This is a genomic window from Actinoplanes sp. NPDC023936, from assembly GCF_040639325.1.
Lineage (GTDB): Bacteria > Actinomycetota > Actinomycetes > Mycobacteriales > Micromonosporaceae > Actinoplanes.
Genome location: NZ_JBEZZR010000002.1, coordinates 235,487 through 254,930, shown reverse-complemented (window position 1 = coordinate 254,930; position 19,444 = coordinate 235,487). Strand labels below are relative to the sequence as shown.

At 69.7% G+C, this 19,444-nt stretch carries 20 protein-coding genes and 1 tRNA gene; 8 read left to right on the top strand and 13 right to left on the bottom strand.

Translation table 11 applies throughout. The annotated features are described in order from the left end of the window. Positions 1-126 precede the first annotated feature (126 nt). The 4 genes from AB0F72_RS03500 to AB0F72_RS03485 form a co-directional block, all read right to left on the bottom strand. Positions 127-657, bottom strand: coding sequence for a YbhB/YbcL family Raf kinase inhibitor-like protein (locus tag AB0F72_RS03500; RefSeq protein WP_360424450.1), 531 nt, complete (start codon positions 655-657; stop codon positions 127-129). 271 nt (positions 658-928) lie between these two features. Beyond that, the gene (locus tag AB0F72_RS03495) at positions 929-1,591 is read right to left on the bottom strand and encodes an NlpC/P60 family protein (protein ID WP_360424447.1); all 663 of its coding nucleotides are present in this window, start codon (positions 1,589-1,591) and stop codon (positions 929-931) included. 413 nt (positions 1,592-2,004) lie between these two features. Continuing rightward, positions 2,005-2,595, bottom strand: coding sequence for a DUF4352 domain-containing protein (locus tag AB0F72_RS03490; RefSeq protein ID WP_360424444.1), 591 nt, complete (start codon positions 2,593-2,595; stop codon positions 2,005-2,007). 139 nt (positions 2,596-2,734) lie between these two features. Beyond that, positions 2,735-3,697 (bottom strand): NAD(P)H-quinone oxidoreductase, encoded by a 963-nt coding sequence (locus tag AB0F72_RS03485; protein WP_360424441.1) that lies wholly within the window; start codon positions 3,695-3,697, stop codon positions 2,735-2,737. Positions 3,698-3,764: 67 nt separating this feature from the next. Here AB0F72_RS03485 and AB0F72_RS03480 point away from each other — a divergent pair. Further along, positions 3,765-3,849, top strand: a tRNA-Ser gene (locus AB0F72_RS03480). Positions 3,850-4,447: 598 nt separating this feature from the next. On the opposite strand, the gene soxR is transcribed toward AB0F72_RS03480, so the two are convergent. Continuing rightward, positions 4,448-4,891 carry a redox-sensitive transcriptional activator SoxR gene (gene soxR / locus AB0F72_RS03475; RefSeq protein ID WP_360424438.1) on the bottom strand — a complete coding sequence of 148 codons (444 nt, stop codon included), beginning with the start codon at positions 4,889-4,891 and terminating at the stop codon, positions 4,448-4,450. 54 nt (positions 4,892-4,945) lie between these two features. Between soxR and AB0F72_RS03470 the strand changes: the two genes are divergently transcribed. Next, on the top strand, positions 4,946-5,626 hold the full coding sequence (locus tag AB0F72_RS03470; RefSeq protein WP_360424435.1) for a thiamine pyrophosphate-dependent enzyme: 681 nt from the start codon (positions 4,946-4,948) through the stop codon (positions 5,624-5,626). 4 nt (positions 5,627-5,630) lie between these two features. Next, positions 5,631-6,497, top strand: a complete 867-nt coding sequence (locus tag AB0F72_RS03465) for a transketolase (RefSeq protein ID WP_360424433.1) — start codon at positions 5,631-5,633, stop codon at positions 6,495-6,497. 21 nt (positions 6,498-6,518) lie between these two features. Here the strand turns inward: AB0F72_RS03465 and AB0F72_RS03460 are convergent, their stop codons facing one another. Further along, positions 6,519-6,986, bottom strand: coding sequence for a hypothetical protein (locus AB0F72_RS03460; RefSeq protein ID WP_360424430.1), 468 nt, complete (start codon positions 6,984-6,986; stop codon positions 6,519-6,521). A 192-nt stretch (positions 6,987-7,178) separates the two neighbouring features. On the opposite strand from AB0F72_RS03460, the gene AB0F72_RS03455 reads away from it, so the two are divergent. Further along, positions 7,179-7,580: a PH domain-containing protein gene (locus AB0F72_RS03455; protein ID WP_360424427.1), complete on the top strand. Its 402-nt coding sequence runs from the start codon at positions 7,179-7,181 to the stop codon at positions 7,578-7,580. A gap of 20 nt (positions 7,581-7,600) precedes the next feature. Here AB0F72_RS03455 and AB0F72_RS03450 read toward each other — a convergent pair whose 3' ends face one another. Both AB0F72_RS03450 and AB0F72_RS03445 read right to left on the bottom strand, forming a co-directional pair. Beyond that, the gene (locus AB0F72_RS03450) at positions 7,601-8,506 is read right to left on the bottom strand and encodes a rhomboid family intramembrane serine protease (RefSeq protein WP_360424424.1); all 906 of its coding nucleotides are present in this window, start codon (positions 8,504-8,506) and stop codon (positions 7,601-7,603) included. 23 nt (positions 8,507-8,529) lie between these two features. Further along, complete coding sequence (locus AB0F72_RS03445) at positions 8,530-9,054, bottom strand: peptidylprolyl isomerase (RefSeq protein ID WP_360424421.1); 525 nt, start codon at positions 9,052-9,054, stop codon at positions 8,530-8,532. A 186-nt stretch (positions 9,055-9,240) separates the two neighbouring features. Between AB0F72_RS03445 and AB0F72_RS03440 the strand changes: the two genes are divergently transcribed. After that, positions 9,241-9,834, top strand: coding sequence for a hypothetical protein (locus AB0F72_RS03440; protein ID WP_360424418.1), 594 nt, complete (start codon positions 9,241-9,243; stop codon positions 9,832-9,834). Positions 9,835-9,840: 6 nt separating this feature from the next. Here AB0F72_RS03440 and eccB read toward each other — a convergent pair whose 3' ends face one another. The 4 genes from eccB to AB0F72_RS03420 all read right to left on the bottom strand — a co-directional run bounded on the left by eccB (position 9,841) and on the right by AB0F72_RS03420 (position 15,251). Further along, the gene (gene eccB, locus AB0F72_RS03435) at positions 9,841-11,091 is read right to left on the bottom strand and encodes a type VII secretion protein EccB (RefSeq protein ID WP_360424415.1); all 1,251 of its coding nucleotides are present in this window, start codon (positions 11,089-11,091) and stop codon (positions 9,841-9,843) included. 168 nt (positions 11,092-11,259) lie between these two features. Further along, a complete protein-coding gene (locus tag AB0F72_RS03430; RefSeq protein WP_360424412.1) occupies positions 11,260-12,864 on the bottom strand; it encodes an IS1182 family transposase in 1,605 nt (534 codons plus the stop codon). Positions 12,865-12,940: 76 nt separating this feature from the next. Next, a complete protein-coding gene (locus AB0F72_RS03425; protein ID WP_360424409.1) occupies positions 12,941-14,068 on the bottom strand; it encodes a magnesium and cobalt transport protein CorA in 1,128 nt (375 codons plus the stop codon). Between the two features lie 88 nt (positions 14,069-14,156). Further along, complete coding sequence (locus AB0F72_RS03420; RefSeq protein WP_360424406.1) at positions 14,157-15,251, bottom strand: PLP-dependent aminotransferase family protein; 1,095 nt, start codon at positions 15,249-15,251, stop codon at positions 14,157-14,159. A gap of 106 nt (positions 15,252-15,357) precedes the next feature. On the opposite strand from AB0F72_RS03420, the gene AB0F72_RS03415 reads away from it, so the two are divergent. Genes AB0F72_RS03415 through AB0F72_RS03405 form a run of 3 tightly spaced genes read left to right on the top strand, consistent with a single transcriptional unit; the run spans position 15,358 to position 17,835 of the window. Next, complete coding sequence (locus AB0F72_RS03415) at positions 15,358-16,089, top strand: phosphocholine cytidylyltransferase family protein (RefSeq protein ID WP_360424403.1); 732 nt, start codon at positions 15,358-15,360, stop codon at positions 16,087-16,089. Continuing rightward, the gene (locus tag AB0F72_RS03410; protein WP_360424400.1) at positions 16,077-17,138 is read left to right on the top strand and encodes an iron-containing alcohol dehydrogenase family protein; all 1,062 of its coding nucleotides are present in this window, start codon (positions 16,077-16,079) and stop codon (positions 17,136-17,138) included. The genes AB0F72_RS03415 and AB0F72_RS03410 overlap by 13 nt, the downstream gene beginning before the upstream one ends. After that, positions 17,113-17,835 carry a CDP-alcohol phosphatidyltransferase family protein gene (locus tag AB0F72_RS03405; RefSeq protein WP_360424397.1) on the top strand — a complete coding sequence of 241 codons (723 nt, stop codon included), beginning with the start codon at positions 17,113-17,115 and terminating at the stop codon, positions 17,833-17,835. Before AB0F72_RS03410 ends, AB0F72_RS03405 begins: the two co-directional genes overlap by 26 nt. Before the next feature lie 66 nt (positions 17,836-17,901). Here AB0F72_RS03405 and AB0F72_RS03400 read toward each other — a convergent pair whose 3' ends face one another. Next, positions 17,902-19,416, bottom strand: coding sequence for an arylsulfotransferase family protein (locus tag AB0F72_RS03400; RefSeq protein ID WP_360424394.1), 1,515 nt, complete (start codon positions 19,414-19,416; stop codon positions 17,902-17,904). Between the last annotated feature and the right edge of the window lie 28 nt (positions 19,417-19,444).

Below are 19,444 nucleotides of genomic sequence, written 5' to 3'. Positions count from 1 at the left end.
TCACCGGTCGCGGACTGCGGGGCTCGCTTCGCTCGCTCCTCGCACGCGATGCCGTACCTCTGAGACGGGCGCAAGCAAGCGAAAGGCCGCCGGCAAGCCGGCGGTCTTTCCGCGTCTGTCAGGGGATCAGGCCCGCACCTGGAAGGTCGGGCGCAGGGTGGCCCGGGCCAGGGTGTGGAAGGCAAGGTTGAAGCCGACGTACGCCGGAGAGGCGTCCGGCGTCACCTCGAGGCGATCCACGTCGATCGCGTGCACGGCGAAGACGTAGCGATGCGGGCGGTCACCGGGCGGCGGTGCCGACCCACCGTAGTTGCGCTCGCCGTAATCGTTGCGGACGCAGAACGCGCCCTCCGGCAGCGGCTCGACACCCCGGTCCAGCGAGGTGACCGAGACCGGCAGGTTCACCAGCACCCAGTGCCAGAACCCGCTGCCCGTCGGGGCGTCCGGATCGAAGCAGGTCACCACGAACCCACGCGTCTCGTCCGGGAAACCGGACCAGGACAACTGCGGCGACAGGTTCTTCCCGCCGACGCTGGTGTGTGCGTACAGCTCGTCGAGCGGCTGCCCGTCCGTCACGTCCGTGCTGGTCACCGTGAAGGACGGGACCTGCGGCAAAAGATCGTACGGGTCGGGAGCCAGGGCACGGTCAAGACTCATGAAGGCCTCCGGCGGCGTGGTCAGTAACTGGTCAGGTTTTCCCACGATGCACCGAGATTAACCGTCTGATGTCACAGGCGTCTTTCGTCCCCGGTTGCGGCGAGCAGTCACTCCAACGGGTAAACGCACAGGTGGTGCGTAGGCCCGGGAGCAAGCTGGGTGATGCTTCTGTCAGACATCCGACCGGGTGTGTGCGGCAGAGATCCCCGCGCCCGGTTGCGATCGCGCGAGTGGGCACCCGTCATATGGCGGGTGCCTACTGCGGTCCGGGCTACCTGCCCAGCCGCGCCACTCGCAGACCGCGGTAGACCTTGCGGTAGACCACTCCGGTCCGGCTGTTCCCCGCGTCGATCATCATGCCGCGGCCCATGTAGATCCCGACGTGCCCGGGACCGACGACCAGATCGCCGGGTCGCGCCTGGGAGCGGGCCACGTTGCGGGCCCGCCGCGCCTGCCCGCCCGAGGAGTGCGGCAGGCTGAGGCCGGCCTTGGCGTAGGCGCGCTTCGTGAAGCCCGAGCAGTCGAACCCGTGCGGTCCCTCACCGCCCGGCACGTAACGCTTGCCGACCTGGGACCGGGCGAACGCGATGACCGCGCTCATGTCACGGCCGCCACCGGCGGCCCGCAGCCGCCGGGTGGTGGTGCTGCGGGTGGTCTTGCGCACCGAGACGGCGCCGCGCTTCGCGACGGTCACGCGCTTCTGCCGCACCGCGACCCGGCTCGCGACCCGCCCGTCGACACGGCCACCGATGCGGCCTCCGATGCGGCCTCCGGCACGCTCCACGACGCGGTTCCGGGAATCCCGCAGCACGGAGTTCTTGGAAACCCGTGGCGCGGGGTTCTTGGACGCCCGCAGCACGGGTGAGGCGACCGGCCGCACCTTCAGCACGGCGGGCCGGCGGGGGATCGAGCGGGACACCCGCTGCTGGGCCACCAGCCGATCCTGAAGCAGTCCGGGGGTGAGATCCGGGAGGTGATGGAGACCGGCGGCCTCCGGTGTGGCCGGCAGGGGCGCGGGAACAGCTTCCGCGGCGTGCTCGGCGGGCTCTAGGGCCGGTGCGATGACGGCGAGCGCGAGCGCGCCCGCGGTCAGCGCCCGGCGGGTGGACGAACCGTGCAGTGTTGCCTCCGAAATAGGCCCGGGGCACTCACGCGAATCCCATCCACAGCGCGGCCGATGACGCTTACCGCGCTTTTGCCTCCGCCGAACGCTCCGTCGAAGGTGGGCAATGGGAACCCGGACAACCATGCGTATTCCGTGGACCATGCCAACACAACATCGAATGAGCCGGGGCAGGATTCAGCTAATTGATCCCCCCGATCTCGCCAAAGATAAACGTGCTGCGGTCACCCGGCCGGTGGGAGGGTGATGCGTACGCCCGGTGTGGACAGCGCACCGTGCACGGAGAGTTCGACGAGCTCGACGTCGGACGGCACGTCGAAGGCGAGCACCCCGGCCACCGTTTCCGCCGGCGGAATCTCGTTCAGCAGGGTCGGATAGCGATCGTTGAGAAACACGGCGGCCTGTTCCGCCGGGGCGTAAGCTAAGCCGTCCGCGTCGTACACCCGCTGTGCGCCGCTGTCGAAGAGCTCCGGTTCGGTTCCGCCGTTCTTCACCGTTACGTCGAGCAGGCAGAAATGCCCTTCCGCCCGCTGTTCCAGTCCGTCCGGGCCGACCGATTCCAGACCGCAGCGGACGGCGTTCACCGCGAATTCGAAGTGGCCGGCCACCGCGGCGCCGGGAGCGGCGGTGGCGACCACGACGGGACGGCCCTCGGCCGTGACCACCGCCCAGACGCCGAAGGTGACGAGCCCGATCACAGCGACGATCCCGCCGGCGATCCACAGCTTCGCCCGCAGCGCCGCCGCACCGGGATCCAGCCCGTCGTAGTCCTCGACGGAGCGGGCAGGCGCGGAGCGGTGCGGTGCGTACGTCACGGATGTCCCCCAGCGATCGGCTCCACAGCCGCGCCGACGGACGCGCTGTCCGTCCATGCTGGGTTCGACACGGCGAAACGAGGCTGCGACTCGCCGCATATCCGACTTTATCGGGCGTATACCTACGCGATTATTCCCTCTAACGGGTGAGCACGATCTTCCCGAGGTGGTCGCTGGACTCCATCAGCCGATGCGCCTCGGCCGCCTCCGCCATCGGGAACGTGCTGTGGATGATCGGCTTGATCAGGCCGGCGGCCACCAGCGGCCACACCTGGTCCCGCACGCCCGCCACGATCCGTGCCTTGTCCGCCCTCGGCCGGGCCCGCAGCGAGGTCGACGAGACGCGGCCCCGTTTCGCCATCAGGGCGCCCAGGTCGAGCTCGGCCTTGCTGCCGCCCTGCATCCCGATCACCGTGATCCGGCCGTCCGGCGCCAGCGCCTCGATGTTGCGAGCCAGATATTTCGCGCCGACGATGTCGAGGATCACATCGGCGCCCCGGCCACCGGTGAAGGCGAGCACCTCCCGTACGAAATCCTGGGTCTTGTAGTCGACAGCGAGCGACGCGCCCAGCGCGAGCAACCGCTCGTGCTTCTCCGCCCGCGCCGTGACCAGCACCGTCGCGCCGAGCGCCACCCCCAGCTGGATCGCGAACGTCCCGATCCCGCTGCCACCGCCGTGCACCAGCAGCGTCTCGTCGGTGCGCAGCCGGTCCCGGTCCACCACGTTGGACCACACGGTGCACGCCACCTCGGGCAGCGTCGCCGCCTCCACCAGCGACAACCCGGCCGGAACCGGCAGCAACTGGCCCGCGGGAACCGCCACTTTCTCCGCATAACCCCCGCCGGCCAGCAGCGCGCACACCCGCTCGCCGACGTGATGCCCGTCCACACCCGGCCCCACCGCGCTGATCACCCCGGAGCACTCCAGCCCCGGATAGTCCGGCGCGCCGGGCGGCGGCGGATAGAACCCCTGCCGCTGCAACACGTCCGCCCGGTTGACCGCACTGGCCGTGACATCCACGACGACCTCGCCGTCGCCCGGCTCGGGATCCGGCACCCCGGCCCACACCAGCTGCTTGTCCTCGATCACAATCGCCTGCATACGGCCGACTCTGCCCCACCGGTACGACAAGAAACCCGAGCGGGTGGCAAACTGGAGCAGCATCACGGGAGGGCTCGCCTAGTGGCCGATGGCGCCGGTCTTGAAAACCGGTAAGGGGAAACTCTTCGTGGGTTCGAATCCCACGCCCTCCGCATTTTTTCGGGTACGCGTTACGGCCGCCCCCAACCGCACCAGCCCCGTCCCGGGAGTCCGCGCGGCCGCCTGCCCACTCCCGGCCGCTGCGCGGCCGCCGGCTACCGCTGCCGGGTCGAGCGGAGACCGTCCCGAGCCGTAACCGGCGGCGCCGTGGTCGTCAGCCGTTCGGCCGCGAGCACACCGTGACCGCGAGCAGCTTGGACCTCGCCGCGGGCACACGGTGACCCGAGCAGCACCGCATGCCGACCGTGACCCCCAGCAGCGCCGCGGGCACACGATGACCCGAGCAGCGCCGCATGCCGACCGTGACCCCAGCAGCGCCGCGGGCACACCGTGACCCCGAACAGCGCCGCGAGCACACGAAAGCTCGGATCAGCGTGGATAGGAGCGCACCGTAGCTCTACGTGTGACCTGATCTCGGCTATGGCGTGGGCCAGGGCTCACGATGCCGTTGCGTGTGACTTCATCCGCCCTCAGCGCCCGCCCTCGCCGCCCGCGAACCAGTCGGACCAGCGGAACCCGCTGGACCAGCCGGACCAGCCGGACCAGCCGGGACCGGCGGGACCGGCGGAGACCCGTACCCGGGAAGGGTTTTCACTCGCCCGGTGGGTTGAGCACCATCTGTGGCCCGGCGCCCCGGCCCGCGAGCCGGTCGCTCGGGTTGACCAGCTTGCAGCGCTGCAGCGACAGGCAACCGCACCCGATGCAGCCGGTCAGCTGGTCGCGCAGGCGCTCCAGGACGCTGATCCGCTCCTCCAGCCGGTGCCGCCAGCGGGCCGACAGGCGGGACCAGTCACCCTTCGTCGGGGTGCGGTTCTCGGGGAGGGACGCCAGCGCCTCGCGAATCTCCTCGAGTGAGACCCCGACCTGCTGCGCGATCTTGATGAAGGCCACCCGGCGCAGTTCGGCTCGGTCGTATCGCCGCTGGTTGCCGCCGGTCCGGCTGGCGTGGATCAAGCCCTCGCGCTCGTAGAAGCGCAGCGCGGACTGTGCGACACCGCTGCGGGCGGCCAACTCGCCGATGGTGAGCGATTCCATCCGGGCTCCCTGAAACCTTGAGCTGAAGTGAACTTCAACTTGCAGCCTAGACACATGAACGTTCTCAGCGCACCCATCAGTCCGCTGCACTCGCTTCTCGGCCGGATCACCGGTGACGCGAAGCATGCCCCGAGCGCGCACTCCACACTGGACGTGCTCTGGGTGCTCTACGACCGAGTGCTGCGAATCACACCGGAGACCGTCGATGAGCCGGACCGCGACCGATTCCTTCTGTCGAAGGGGCACGGGCCGGCCGCCTACTACGCGGTGCTGGCCGCCAAGGGGTTCATCCCCGAGAAGTGGCTGGACGATCTCGGCGGCTGGGACAGCCCACTCGGACACCACCCGGACCGGATGCTGATCCCCGGCGTGGAGGCCGGCACCGGATCACTCGGGCACGGTCTGGGCCTGGCCGTCGGGACCGCGCTCGGCCTGCGGGCGCAGGGCTACGACCGGACCCGGACGTTCGTGCTGGTCGGCGACGCGGAACTGGACGAGGGGTCGAACCACGAGGCGATCGCGTACGCGGCCGCGATCCGGCTGCCGCTCACCACGATCGTCATCGACAACCAGTCGTCCACGCACGGATGGCCCGGCGGGATCCCGCAGAGGTTCCCCGGCTGGAGCGCCGACGTCGTCGACGGGCGCGACCACGACCAGATCGAGCGAGCACTGCGAAACCGGACCGGACGGCCGCACCTGGTCGTCGCCACCGTCGAGTCGAAGCGGGGTTGAGATCATGCGTGACACATTCGTCGCCACCACCACGGACATCCTCGAAGAGGACCCGCGCACCGCTCTGGTGATCGCGGACATCTCCGGTGACGCGTTCGCGCCGGCGATGCGGCGGCACCCCGATCGGGTGTTCAACGTCGGCATCCGGGAACAGCTGATGGCCGGCGTCGGCGGCGGGCTGGCGCTCACCGGGATGCGGCCGTTCCTGCACTCGTACGCGCCGTTCCTGGTGGACCGGGCCTACGAGCAGATCAAGCTGGACTTCGGGCATCAGGACACCGGCGCGGTGCTGGTCAGCATCGCGGCGTCCTACGACGCAGCCGCCGAGGGGTACACCCATCAGTCGCCCGGTGACGTGGCGCTGCTCGACACGCTGGACGGGTGGACCGTGCACGTGCCGGGGCATCGCGACGAGGTGCCGGAACTGCTGCGGGCGGCGGCGCGGCACGACGACCGGGTCTATGTGCGGCTGTCGGTGCAGGAGAACCGGCTGGCGCACGCCGGCGGCAGCGTGCTGAAGCGGGATGGCGGCCCACTCGTCGTGGCGGTCGGGCCGATGCTGGATCCGGTGCTGGAAGCCGTTGACGGGCTGAGCGTGACGGTTTTGTACGTGAACACGCCCCGGCCGCTCGATACTGGTAGCCTCAATGCACTGATAAATGATGAGATAGTGGTTGTTGAGCCGTATTTGGCGGGGACCTCGGCCAAAGTCGTCAGCGATGCTCTGCGTGGCCGGCCGCATCGGGCGTTGCACCTCGGGCCGGGCAGCGCCGAGGTCCGGCGGTACGGCAGCTGGCGTGATCACGCCCGGGCACACGGCTTGGATCCGGCCGGCTTGCGCCGCTCCATCGTCGAGTTCCTCGGAACCTGACCGGGATCCTCGATGCCGGCGTCACGCGAGCGCGGGAGCACCCATCGGCGCGCGCCGAGCCGGAACGGCCACCACAGCCGGCACCACGGCAGGCACCACAGCCGGCACTGCGGCCGCCGCCGCCTGGCGACCGTGGAGAGCCGGGCGACCATGGAACACCTGGCGGAGCAGATCCTCCACCCGCCACACGGTCTCCGTGTCGGCCAGCCGCAGCCGGAACCGCTCCCGCACCCCGTCCACAGCCGTGGCGGCCAGTTCGATACCCGGCTTGGACAGATCGAGCCGCCACGTCACGTTGTTCAGGTGGCGCAGGTAGGCGTTGAGGTGCAACCGCTGCCGGTGCAGCGCCCGCGTCTCCTGGATCACCACGAGACGGCGCTGGGTCAGCAGCAGGTAGTAATCGCCGGAGAGCGGCGCGCCGGGCCGTGCGCACCGGACCACCAGGACGGCGGCGTCATCCTGGTCGACGCAACGGCGGAAGATTGTCATGTGCCGGTTCGCGGCCGGGCTGGCCGATCCGGCGTCTGCGGCTTGGTGGAACGTACTGGCGAACACGTCCATGTGTTCTTTAACGCCGGATGAACGGATGAGTAGTCGGCGGGCCCCGCTGAATATCGAATTACAGCCGCTCAGCGAATGTGGTGCCGATCATTCGCGGCGAAGCGCTGACATAGTTGTCGCGTGGAATGGCGCGTCAAACCGGTCCTCCCGGTCACGAAACTGATGGGTGCGGTCGCCGCACTGGTGCTCGCCGCCGCGTTCGCCGAGGGGGACCCGGCGCGCTGGGTCCTGGCCGGCGTGGTCGCGGTCGGAGTCACCGGCTGGGCACTGCGTGATCTTCTGATTCCGGTCCGCCTCGCGGCGGACACGGACGGCGTCACGGTGGTCACCGGCATCGCCCGCCGCCGGCGTCTGCCCTGGTCGGCAATTGAGAGGGTACGGGTGGACAGCCGCTCCCGCCGAGGCCTGCGCACCGAGATGCTCGAGATCGACGCGGGTGACGCGCTCTATCTCTACAGCGCGAACGACCTGGGCACCCTCCCGGAGGACGTGGTGACCCAGCTCGCCGACCTGCGCGCCTAGGGCCCGTTACGAAACGGGCCCTAACCCAGGATGCTCTGGGTCCGCACGACGGCGGCCACCACCAGCACGGCCACCAGGACCGCGCAGCCGATCACCTGTTTCATCGTGCGGTTGGGCCGGTTGGCGTAAACCAGCGCGGCACACGCGAGCGCGCCCGCCACCAGGCCACCGAGGTGCCCGGCGATCGAGATGCCCGGGATGGTGAACGTGAAGATCAGGTTGATCACCAGCAGCGGCACCAGCTGACTGGAGTCGCGGCCGGTCCGTCTGTTCAGCACAATGGCGGCGATGACGAGTCCGAACGTCGCCGTGGACGCGCCCGCCGACGGCTGGTTGGGCGCCTGGAAGAGGTAGGCCGCCACGTTGCCGCCGACCCCGGCGATCAGGTAGAGGGCGATGAACCGCGCCGGTCCGAGCTGCGCCTCCAGATAACGGCCGAGCTGGGCCACCAGCATCATGTTGAGCAGCAGGTGGAGCACGCCGTAGTGCAGGAACATGCCGGTGACGAGCCGGTACCACTCGCCGTTGGCGATGCCGTGCAGCTCACCGCTCGGGTAGAGCGCGAGGCCGAGCACCTCACCCCAGTCGGTCAGCGAGGTGCCGGAGCCGAGCAGGCCCCAGCTGCCCGAGCCGAAGATCGCCCGGGGGCCGCCGAGGACCGCTGACGCGACCATGACCAGCGAGTTGATCACGATGATCGCGGTTGTCGCATAACCGAGCTGGCCGGCACGGCTCCCGCCGAAGGCGGTGCGTGCCGGCCGCTGGTTGCGACGGCCCTCTTTGACGCAGTCCGGGCACTGATGGCCGATGGACGCGTCGTTCATGCAGCTGGTGCAGATCGGACGCTCGCACCTGCTGCACGTGATGAGCGTCTCCCGCGACGGATGGCGGTAGCACATCGGAACCGTCGAAGGCGCCTCACTCATGGCACCAAAGGTACCTTGAGCTGTCAGGAACGCTCGATCTCCACACGCTCGACCACGACGTCCTCACGCGGCCGGTCGCCCGGGCCGGTGGGGGTGCTCGCGATCGAGTCCACGACCTTCGCGGACTGCTCGTCGGCGACCTGACCGAAGATCGTGTGCCGGCGGTTCAGGTGCGGGGTCGGGGCGACCGTGATGAAGAACTGCGAGCCGTTCGTGCCCGGGCCGGCGTTCGCCATGGCGAGCAGGTACGGGCGGTCGAAGCTGAGCTCCGGGTGGAACTCGTCGCCGAACTGGAAGCCCGGGCCGCCGCGCCCGGTGCCGGTCGGGTCGCCCAGCTGGATCATGAAGCCGGCGATGACCCGGTGCGAGATGGTGCCGTCGTAGTACGGGCCGCTGCCCGGCTGACCGGTCCGCGGGTCCTTGTACTCCTTGGTGCCCTCGGCCAGCTCCACGAAGTTGCGGACGGTCGCGGGGGCGTGATCCGGGAAGAGCTGGAGGCGGATCGCACCGTGATTCGTGTGCAGGGTGGCGTAAATGTTCTCGGCCACGGGTACTCCCGTCTGCGGTGATGGGACTGTTCTCGTGCAATTCGGATCCTCCCCCATGTCGTGGATCCGGCGGCGAGGGGGTACCGGAAGAGGCAACATTGCCTGGGACAAGCACTACCCCGGGACCGACACAGGAGGTGGGCACTGGTGTTCGCAACATTGCGTCGTAGAAGCCGGAAGGCACGGATGCGCAACGAGCTCGGCCAGAGCGTGGATCACTTGAAGCGCGCCGCGACGATCGCGGCGCACGAGACGAGCGCGACTGTCGCACCGAAGTTCAACGCTGCCAAGGACCGGGTTCAGCCGGCTGCCAGCAAGGCCAAGGGCGCCGCGACGGACAGTTGGGACAGCGCCCTGGCCGCGCTGACCCCGCTGGTGGCGGCGGCCACGGACAACGTCCGGCAGGCCGGCAAGACGACCAAGAAGCAGTCCAAGAAGCAGATCAAGGCCCAGCAGAAGCAGGCCGCGAAGCTGCAGAAGAAGGCCGAGAAGGCCAGCGGTCGCCAGAAGGGCCGCAAGGGCAAGCTGGCCGGTTACGCGCTGCTCGGCACCGCTGTCGGCCTCGGCGCCGCGTACGTGGCCCGCCGTCGCCGTGAGTCCCAGTGGGACGAGTACGAGCCGGCTCCGGCCACGACCTCGCGGCCGGCCGGCGCGGACGATGCCGCGTTCGAGCCGGTGGAGCCGGTCGTCTACACCACGGCGAGCGGCACGACCACGGCAGGCGGCACGACTTCGGCGAACGGCACGATCAGCGACCCGACGAAGCAGGACCCCCGGTAACAGCCGTCAGGCTCGGCCGGCCCGGATCGGATCAAGGGCCGGCCCAGCCGGAAGGTAACTGACAAGCCGCTCCGGCACCCGCAGGGGCGGCACTTTCGGGTACCCGAGGCGGCCCAGCAGCTCCCGGCCGGCCAATTCGAACCGCAGCCCGGCGTCGGTGACCAGATGCACCGTGTCACCTGCCGGGGAGACGAGCGCGCCCCGGCCACGGCCCACGTGCACGCGGTCGACGGGGGACGGGCCGGTCGGCCGCACCCCTCTCGGGAACGTCGGGTTCACCCGTACCCCGGCCGGTGAATTGTCGCCCGCCAGGGTGACGCACGCACTTGATGGACCATCGCTGAGCTGGGGAATTCGCGGCGGGAGGCGGTCCGGAGGCAGGCGCCGGGCGGAAGCCGGCAGCGTGCGGAACTCCGCGCCGATCGTGACAGCGGAGCCCAGCAGACGTGCCTGCACCGGGGTCAGCGGCGCGATGCCGTCCCGCAGCACCACCGCGAATTGATTACCGTCAGTAAGCACCTGTCCGACCGGACGCCCGGCAATCACCGAGGGTGTTCCGGTGTCGGAGATCACCGGCGGAACCATCTCGGGACCGGGCGGCACGGCGTCGGCCCAGGCCGCCGGGACCGGCCACGGCCGTTCGCCGAACCAGCCCAGCGCTCGCTGCGCACGTTCCGGCAGGGCGAAACGGCGGCCTCCGGCAATCAGATGGGTACCGCCGGAGCCGTCCCGGACCAGCAGACCCTCCGGCTCGCTGCCACCCGTCGGCGGCGAGCCCACCAGCAGCGTCGTCTCGCCCGCGGCCACGCAGACCGACCACTGCCCGGTGAGCAGGTCCGCGGCGGCCGGCAGCGAGTCCGGCGCGCCCGGGATGCCGAGCGGCTCGCCCAGCGGCACCTCGGCCAGTTTCTCGGCACGCACGGACCGCAGCCGAGGCCGGTCACCGCGGGTCAGCAGCAGACCGGACGTGTAGTTCAGCACCGGATGCAGGCGGCCGTCGGCGGGCAGGAAGACGTATCGCGCGCCGGTGTCCCGCTCCTGCAGGATCGCGTCCGGATCCCTCGCATCGGTCCAGGCGTTGCCGGTGAAAATCCCGTACGCCGCGGTCGCGCCCAGCGCGAGGGCCGCGACGAGCACGCCGGCCAGCGCGGTCAGGCCACCCCGGCGCAGCGGCGGGCGCGGCGGGTCCGGGTCGTGCGTGACCACCGCGGCGACCACCCGTTGCACGGCGAACCGGTACGAGTGCAGCTCATGCACCCATCGATTATCGCCGGGCCTTCTCCAAAAGGGGCCCTAGGTGACTGGTGTTAAACGCGGGTTGATCAGAGTCCCTGATCGATCCGCGTTGGTCTTGGTGGGCTGCTGTAGGTGAGGGATAGCGTCCGTCGAGGATGTGGATAGTGCCTGGTGGGCGTTTCGGTCGGGTCAGGTGAGGGCCCATCCTTGGGGTTGGTGGGTGACGTCGAGGGTGGCGAGTCGGGCGAGGTTCGTGGCGGCTGCCAGGAGTTTGAAGTCGGCGGCGACGCGTTGCAGGCCGCGCATGCGGGCGCGGCGTCCGCCGTGGCGGCGTCGCATCAGGTGGGCGATCTTGCGTTCGACTTTGGGGCGGGTGGCCCGGTAGTCGGATTTCCAGCCGGGGTCGGTCTGTCGAGTGCGGGCGGTGACCAGGTGGGTCTCCCAGCGGCTGATGGTGATGTGCCGGCCGGTCTTGGAGGTGGTGCACTGCGCCCGGAGTGGGCAGTCGGTGCAGCTGGCGCCGAAGTCGGCCTGGCCGGCGTGCCGGGCGTGGCCGGTGATCGGGCGGATCGTGATGGTGACCCGGTTCGGGCAGGTCACCGTTGCGGCGGTGAGGTCGACGGTGAACTTTTCCTTGGTGAACCTGCCGCCGGGCGCGACCGGGGCCTGGACCTTGGTCTTGATGTCGATCCCGGCGTCGTGCAGCATTTCGAGGACTTCGCCGGCGCCGTAGGCGGAGTCGCCGTAGACCGCCGGGTCGCCGGCCGGTGTGGTGCCGGGGCTGTGGGCGGGCGGGTCGGTGAGGTCGCTGATCAGGTTGGGGGCGGGTTCGGCGTCGCCGGTGTTGCCTGGGGTGACCTGGGTGTCGGTGATGATCTCGCTGTCCGGGTCGACGGCGAGGTGGCCTTTGTAGCCGTCGAAGCCGCGGTGGCTGGTTTTGTGGCCGTGCCGGGCTTGCGGGTCGACGGTGGAGATGACCCGGTCGGTGGCGACTTTCCGGGCGATCCGTAGTACTGCGTCGTCGCCGGTTTCGAGGTCCTGGCCGAGCACGGTGGCCAGTAGGGTCATCGCCTGCGTGACGCGTTCGGGCAGGTCCTCACCCCCGTCGAGGGCGGCCAGCAGGGCGTATCCGTCGCGGGCCCGGGAGTCGATCAACGCTTCGCGGGCGGTCTTGTCGTCCCAGTCCAGGACCGGTTTCGCGGTGCTGGTGTAGTCGTCGCCGCTGGTCAGCACCATTCGTAGCGCGGAAGCCTGGTCAACGCCGGCGGCGGTGAGCAGGCCACGGACCGCGGAACGGATCAGGGTGACCGTGTCCATCGTGGCGACCGCGTCATACAAGGGGGTGGAGTCCAGAACCCGGCGCCGGCCCAGCAGCCCGGCCTGGCGGGCCGCCGTGAGAGCGACCTCGAAGATCCGGTCCGGGCGGTCCGAACGGCGTAGTCGCTCACGCATGTCCACCAGAACCGTGTGCACGAACCCCGTCCGGCCGGCACCGTCCCAGCCGCCGACCCCGGCCGCGAACCGCCAACGGACATCGAAGGCGAAACGGTCGACGGCCTCCCGATCCGACAGCCCTTCCAGGCGTTGCAGGACCATCACCGTCGCGACCACGGACGGCGGCACTGACCGACGTCCCACCAGCGCAAACAAGTCCGCGAACAAGCTGTCCGGAAACAACCGGTCCCGATGCTGGCGCAGGAACACGAAGATCGAGTTAGGGGCGAGAACGTCCCCGCAGAACCGGCTGACCGGATCCCCGGGGTCCGACGACTGCGACGCCCTGCCCAACGTCATCCCAGCAAACTAACTCAAATAGAAACAAAGCTATATTCACCGCACGAGTGACAGACCGTCGTTTAACACCAGTCACCTAGAGCCAGCCGTTGCGCCGGAACGCGCGATAGAGCAGCACGGTGATCACCGAAAGGATCGCGACCAGGCCGGGGTAACCGTACTTCCAGCCCAGCTCCGGCATGTACTCGAAGTTCATGCCGTAGATGCCGGCGAACGCGGTCCACACCGTCGCGATACCGGCCCACGCCGCGATCTTGCGCATGTCGTTGTTCTGGTCGACCGTCACCTGGGCGAGCCGGGCCTGCAGGATCGAGTTGAGCAGGTCGTCGTAGGAGGACACCTGCTCCACCGTGCGGGTCAGGTGGTCCTGGACGTCCCGGAAGTACCGGCGGATCTCCTTGGGCACGACGCCGTGGCTTCCGGTGATCGCGGAGAGCGGCCGCTGCAGCGGCACCACCGCGCGGCGGAACTCCACGAGCTCCCGTTTCAGCTGGTAGATCTGCTGGATCGGGGCGGTCCGGTCGCGGGAGAAGACGCCCTCCTCGATGATGTCCAGGTCCGCTTCGACCTGGTCGGCGACCTCGAGGTAGTTGTCCACCACGCGGTCGGTCACCGCGTACGCCACCGCCCAGGGACCCTGCTCCAGCAGTGCGGCGCGCTGGGCTTCCAGGTCGGCCCGGACCGGCGCCATCTCGGACGCGTCGCCGTGCCGCACGGTGATCACGAACCGATCGCCGATGAAGACCATCATCTGGCCGGTCTCGACCACCTGCGAGCTCTCGGTGAGCTCCTGGTGCGGCACGTAACGGGCGGTGCGGAGCACCAGGAAGTGGACCGCGCCGAACTGCTCCAGCTTGGGCCGCTGCTCCGCCTTGACCGCGTCCTCCACGGCCAGCTCGTGCAGCCCGTACGTCCGGGCGATCGCCGCCATCTCGTGCTCGGACGGCTGGTGCAGGCCCAGCCAGACGAAACCGTCCCGCCGGGACGCCTCGATCAGCGCCTGGTCCGGGGTGAACTCACCCGGCAGCCGCTGGCCGCTCACGTAGACGCCACAGTCGACCACCGCGGTGTGCGAGCCACGCCGGGCGGCGTGATCGGCGTGATCGCCGTTGTTGACGAACGGGTTCATCGCCCGCATCCGGTCGGCCCACAGCTTGCCGAGAGGCCGGCCACGAGTCCAAGCACCGTTTTCCCGCTCGGTCATCCCAACCTCCCCCGGAGCGCCAAACCCATGGAGGTTACCCGTTGGGTTCCACGCCGGTCCGTCAACGGGACGGACCGGCGCGGTGACCTCAGCTTCGTACCTCTTCGATCGCCTCGGCGAGCCGCCGGACACCCTCGTCGATCTGGTCGACGGTGACCGCGGAGTACGCCAGGCGCAGCGAGTGCTTGCCGCCCTCGAGCAGGAAGTCGCTGCCCTTGACGACCGCGACGCCCTTCTTCATGGCCGCCGGGAACAGCTTGTCAACGTCCACGTCCTCGGGCAGGTCGACCCAGAGGAAGTAACCGCCGTCCGGCTCGGTGAACGTCGCGCCCGGGATGTGCTTGCGGATCGACTCGGCCAGCACCCGGGCCCGCTCGGCGAGCGCGGTGCTCACCGTGCGCACCGACTTCTCGATGTCACCGGACACGCAGAACTGGTGCACGATCGCCTCGGAGACCATGCCGGGGGAGATGTAGAGGTTGGTCGCCTTCTTCGCGATCGCGTCGATCAGCGCGGCCGGGCCGACCAGGTAACCCACCCGGACGCCCGGGCAGACCGTCTTGGTGAAGCTGGAGGCGTGCACGACCGTGTTGTCGGTGTCGAGCGACAGCATCGACGGCAGCGGCTCGCCACGGAACCGGATGTCGACGTACGGGTCGTCCTCGAAGATGATGAACTCGTACTGAGCGGCGAGGGCGAGCAGCGCCTGCCGCTTCTCCAGCGACAGCGTGAGGCCGGCCGGGTTCTGGTAGTTCGGAATGATGTGTGCCAGCTTCGGGCGGACACCGGACTCGAGCAGACCGCGCAGCTCGTCGATGTCGATGCCGTCCTCCCGCAGCGTCACCTGGTGCACCTTGGCGCCGAGGTTCTGCAGGTTGAGCAGGGTCCGGTCGTAGGTCGGCTTCTCCACGACCACGTCGTCGCCGGGCTGCACCAGGTGGCCGAAGAGGAACGCGTCCGCCTGCAGCGAGCCGTTCGTCACGATGACCTGGTCCGGGGAGACGTTGTGCTTGTCGGCGATCCACTTCCGCAGCGGGAGGTAACCGACGGACGTGCCGTAGGCGGTCACCCCGGCCGGGTCGGCGTCGAAAGCGCGGGTGGCGGCGGCCTTCAGGCCCTCCACGTCGACGATGTCCAGCGACGGAGCGCCACGGGCAAAGGAGATCAGCTGCTCAGCGGTCATGGGTCCCAGCTTAGAAGCTGGGTCTATACCATTTTCTGGGTGGTCCTTGCGAGTGCGGTTATCCTCGCTGGGCACCTTCATACCTTTATTTGGAAGGAACCACCCCATGATCGGATTGGTACTCGCCGCCGGCGCTGGGCGCAGGCTGCGCCCGTACACGGACACGCTGCCGAAGGCGCTGGTCCCGGTTGACGGGGAAACCACGATCATGGACATCTCGCTGCGCAACCTCGCGGCGGCGGGGCTGACCGACGTGACGATCGTGGTCGGCTACCGCGCCGAGGCGGTCGAGGCGCGTGTCGAGGGTTTCCAGCAGAAGTACGGCGTAAAGCTCTCCCTGGTCCACAACGACAAGGCCGAGGAGTGGAACAACGCCTACTCCCTCTGGCTGGCCCGGGACCACTTCGCCCAGGGCGCGCTCATGGTCAACGGTGACACCGTCCACCCGGTGAGCGTGGAGGAGACGCTGCTCGCCAAGCGCGGCCCGAGCATCCTTCTCGCTGTTGACACAGTGAAGAAGCTGGCCGACGAGGAGATGAAGACCGTCTTCAATGAAGATGGCCAGCTCACCAAGATTACGAAGCTGATGGAGCCGGCCGAGGCCTACGGCGAGTACATCGGCGCCAACATCATCGAGGCGTCCGCGGCCGGCAAGCTGGCCGACGCGCTGAAGACGACGTTCGAGCGCGACCCGAACCTCTACTACGAGGACGGCTTCCAGGAGTACGCGAACCGCGGCGGCGAGGTCCGTGCCGCCGAGATCGGCGACCTGCCCTGGGTCGAGGTCGACAACCACGAGGACCTGGCGAAGGCGCGGGACATCGCATGCCGCTACTAGCCCGTAGCGTCCAGACCCCGTTGCACATCGACGTGCGGCGGGGCGCGGTCGCGAACCTCGGCAAGATCCTTGCCGACGGCCGCATCTCCTCCGGCGGCGACGTCGCCGTGGTGGTCGGCCCGGGCCTCGGCGAGCAGATCGTCGATCTGCTCCGCCCCTCGCTCTCCTCGGCCGGCATCTACGTGACCGCCGGCGGCACCCTGGACGCGGCGCTGGAGCTCGCCGACAAGCTGCGGTCCGGCAACTACGACGCGGTGGTCGGCATCGGCGGCGGCAAGACCGTCGACACCGCGAAGTACGCGGCCAGCCGATGGGGGCTGCCGATGGTCTCGGTGGCGACCAGCCTCGCCAACGACGGCATCGCCTCACCGGTGGCCAGCCTGGTCAACGACGGCATCAAGGGGTCCTACGGGGTGCACATCCCGTTCGGCGTGATCGTCGACCTGGACTTCGTGGAGAACGGGCCGGACCTGGTCAACCGGGCCGGCATCGGCGACGTGATCAGCAACATCAGCGCGCTGGCCGACTGGGAGCTGGGCCGTCAGGTCCGCGGCGAGCCGGTCGACGGCATCGCCGCCACGCTCTCCCGGATGGGCGCCGAGGCGATCCTCAACATGCCCGGTGACATGGCCGACGACGCGTTCGTCACGGTGCTGGCCGAGGCGCTGATCTCCAGCGGCCTGGCGATGGCGGTCAGCGGCAGCAGCCGCCCGTGCAGCGGGGGCTGTCACGAGATCATCCACGCCACCGACTCGCTCTTCCCGGACACCGCCTCGCACGGCGAGCTGGCCGGCCTGGGCGCGCTGTTCTGCACGTTCCTGCGCGGTGACGAGCGGCGGTTCGCCCAGATGGCGGACTGCCTGGAACGCCACCAGCTGCCGCGCACCCCGTCCGACGTCGGGCTGAACGCCGACCAATTCGTCAAGGTCATCGAGTTCGCGCCGCGAACCCGTCCGGACCGCTACACGATCCTGGAGCACCTCGCGATGACTCCCGAGGAGATCCACCGGAAGCTGGCTGAATATGACGACGCCGTCGCGGCCCGCTGAGGCCCCGCCGACCGCCGCCGACTACTACGCCGCGAACCGGGGCGGCGGTCTCTTCAGCGAGGCGGTCAGCCAGCGGATCGGCGCGCAGATCGCGGTGCGGGCGCACCGGCACCACCTGTCGCCGACCGTCCTGACCGTGTTCAACCTCGGCCTGGGCTGCCTCATCTCCTTCGCGGTGATCGTGGCGGCCGGCCCGGTGGCGGACGGCTTCCCGGCCGCGCCGGTCGGCCTGCTCGCGCTGATCGGCTGGCAACTCGCGTACGCGTTCGACTGCTCCGACGGCCAGCTGGCCCGGGTGACCGGCCAGTCCAGCCCGGCCGGCGCCCGCCTCGACGTGCTGTGCGACGTCGCGGTGCAGTCGTCGCTGGTGGCGGCGCTGGCCGCGACGGCGAAGGCGCAGGAGCCGGAAACGCCGGCGTGGCTGCTCGCCGCGTTCGCCGCCACCTGGATGGTCAACCTGGTCACCTCGGTGATGCAGACCAGCGACAAGGCGACGAGCATGGTGACCAGCCAGTCCCTGCCCGTCCGGGCGGTCAAGCTGATCCGCGATTACGGTGCGGTGGTGACGCTGGCCGGCGTGGTGCTGACCGTGGCGCCACAGTGGACGGTGTGGTTCGTGGCCGTGTTCACCCTGATCAACGGCGGTTTCCTGGCTGCCAGCATCGCGTTCACCGGCCGGGAGGCGCTGCGCGGCTGACGCTCTTCCCCCGCCCTCGGATCTTGGCAAGTGCGGCTCTCGACCCGCACTTGCCAAGACCTGTGGTCAGACCCGTACCGGGATGGCGCTGGATGAACCGAGCACCCGACCGGACTCGTCCAGCGCCTCCGCCACCACGTACTCCGGAATCCCGGCCACCGGGAACGACGTCTCGAAACCGGCCCGCTCGGCCTCCGCCGACGCCGCCAGCTTCCCCGGCTGCCCGCCGGCCCGCGCCCGCCAGCGCCGCACCCCGGTGTGCCCGTTCCAGCTCGCGCTGACGATCGTGTTGCCGCCCTCGACCCGCAGGCCCAGCGCCGGCTGATCCTGTGCGGCCGCGGCCCACCCCGCCTTGTACGCCCGGTACGACTGGTTGTCCCCCGGAAGGTGCCCGGCCAGCCGCACAGTGCCGTCCGCGTCGTGCTCGGTGAAGTGCGGCTGCTGTCCCCACCCCACGAACGACCCGCCGTCGGCGAGCTCCCGGAAGTTGCCCTGCGTCGGCGCGGAGATCCGTTCCGGGTGCACGTACTCGGCCACGAACGTGACGGTCCGGGACTTCTCGTCGACCCGGAACACCAGGCCGCGGGAGTACTCCTTCTCGACAGTGATCCCGGCGCCGTTGTCGAAGACGCTGTAGCTGCCGTCCCGCCGCCGCTGGAAGTCGTGCTGCCAGGAGAACGCCGACTTCTCGTCGACCCGGAAGTCCGACTTCTTGCCGCCGATCCGCCAGATCACCTCGCCGGTGCGCCGGTGCACCTTGTAGACCGCCCAGGTGTGCCGCGCCGAGAGGAGCAGGTGCCCGTCGGTGTCCAGGCTGACCGAGTTCGGGTGCAGGTAGTCGTAGGGGAGGTGGGACGAGTCGCCCTGGGGCAGCGGGGCGTACGACTCCGCGACGCCGATGTGGTCCCGGGCACGCCACTCGAAGACCTTCCGGCCGGTCGCCACGTCGATCTCCTGAAGCACGCCGTCGTGCAGCACCCCGTCGGCCGGCCCGCCGAGCGCCGTCAGGTCGTACGCCACCGGGTCGTACACCCAGAACAGCGCCGTCCCCCGGCCGGTGAGCACCAGGTCGTGCTGGTCGGCCTGCTCGGTGCCGGCCGCCCGGATCCGGGTGATCTCCCGGTACGCCTGATCGGCGACGACGAACTCGCCCTGGCCGACGCCCTGCCCGCCGGTGCCACCGATGGTCCCCTCCCACCAGGTCAGCACGGGTTTGCCCCGATAGGTCTGCGGCTTGAAGTCGATCGCCACGGTGGCCGGGTCGGACACCTTCCGGAACCAGACCGGCGAGCCCCGCTCATCGACGATCAGGGGCCCGCGCAGCGCGGATCCGGCGAACGGGGTCAGAAAGATGAACTCACCGGACGGCTTCGACGCCGGCATGGTGATCGTGACGCCGGGGAGGGCGTCCAGGTCGGGACGGGAGCGGTACTTCGCCGCCGGAGCCGCGGGCGCCGCCGCTGTGCCCGGCTCCGCCGTCGTGGCGGGCGCGGACGACCGTCCGGCGAGGTAGCCACCCCCGCCGGCCACCACCGCGGCGGCGGCCGAGCCCAGGATCAGAGTGCGCCGAGAAATGGTCACGCCGGAGGCGTTTCCCGGCGCGCCGGGA

Excerpts from the sequence above, each read along its gene's own strand:
- AB0F72_RS03460 (WP_360424430.1), bottom strand. The coding sequence starts at position 6,986 with ATGACAATCTTCCGCCGTTGCGTCGACCAGGATGACGCCGCCGTCCTG.
- AB0F72_RS03420 (WP_360424406.1), bottom strand. The coding sequence starts at position 15,251 with ATGACCGCTGAGCAGCTGATCTCCTTTGCCCGTGGCGCTCCGTCGCTG.
- AB0F72_RS03425 (WP_360424409.1), bottom strand. The coding sequence starts at position 14,068 with ATGACCGAGCGGGAAAACGGTGCTTGGACTCGTGGCCGGCCTCTCGGC.
- AB0F72_RS03415 (WP_360424403.1), top strand. The coding sequence starts at position 15,358 with ATGATCGGATTGGTACTCGCCGCCGGCGCTGGGCGCAGGCTGCGCCCG.
- AB0F72_RS03470 (WP_360424435.1), top strand. The coding sequence starts at position 4,946 with ATGAACGTTCTCAGCGCACCCATCAGTCCGCTGCACTCGCTTCTCGGC.
- AB0F72_RS03485 (WP_360424441.1), bottom strand. The coding sequence starts at position 3,697 with ATGCAGGCGATTGTGATCGAGGACAAGCAGCTGGTGTGGGCCGGGGTG.
- AB0F72_RS03465 (WP_360424433.1), top strand. The coding sequence starts at position 5,631 with ATGCGTGACACATTCGTCGCCACCACCACGGACATCCTCGAAGAGGAC.
- AB0F72_RS03430 (WP_360424412.1), bottom strand. The coding sequence starts at position 12,864 with ATGACGTTGGGCAGGGCGTCGCAGTCGTCGGACCCCGGGGATCCGGTC.
- AB0F72_RS03410 (WP_360424400.1), top strand. The coding sequence starts at position 16,077 with ATGCCGCTACTAGCCCGTAGCGTCCAGACCCCGTTGCACATCGACGTG.
- AB0F72_RS03450 (WP_360424424.1), bottom strand. The coding sequence starts at position 8,506 with ATGAGTGAGGCGCCTTCGACGGTTCCGATGTGCTACCGCCATCCGTCG.
- AB0F72_RS03405 (WP_360424397.1), top strand. The coding sequence starts at position 17,113 with ATGACGACGCCGTCGCGGCCCGCTGAGGCCCCGCCGACCGCCGCCGAC.
- AB0F72_RS03440 (WP_360424418.1), top strand. The coding sequence starts at position 9,241 with ATGCGCAACGAGCTCGGCCAGAGCGTGGATCACTTGAAGCGCGCCGCG.
- soxR (WP_360424438.1), bottom strand. The coding sequence starts at position 4,891 with ATGGAATCGCTCACCATCGGCGAGTTGGCCGCCCGCAGCGGTGTCGCA.
- AB0F72_RS03500 (WP_360424450.1), bottom strand. The coding sequence starts at position 657 with ATGAGTCTTGACCGTGCCCTGGCTCCCGACCCGTACGATCTTTTGCCG.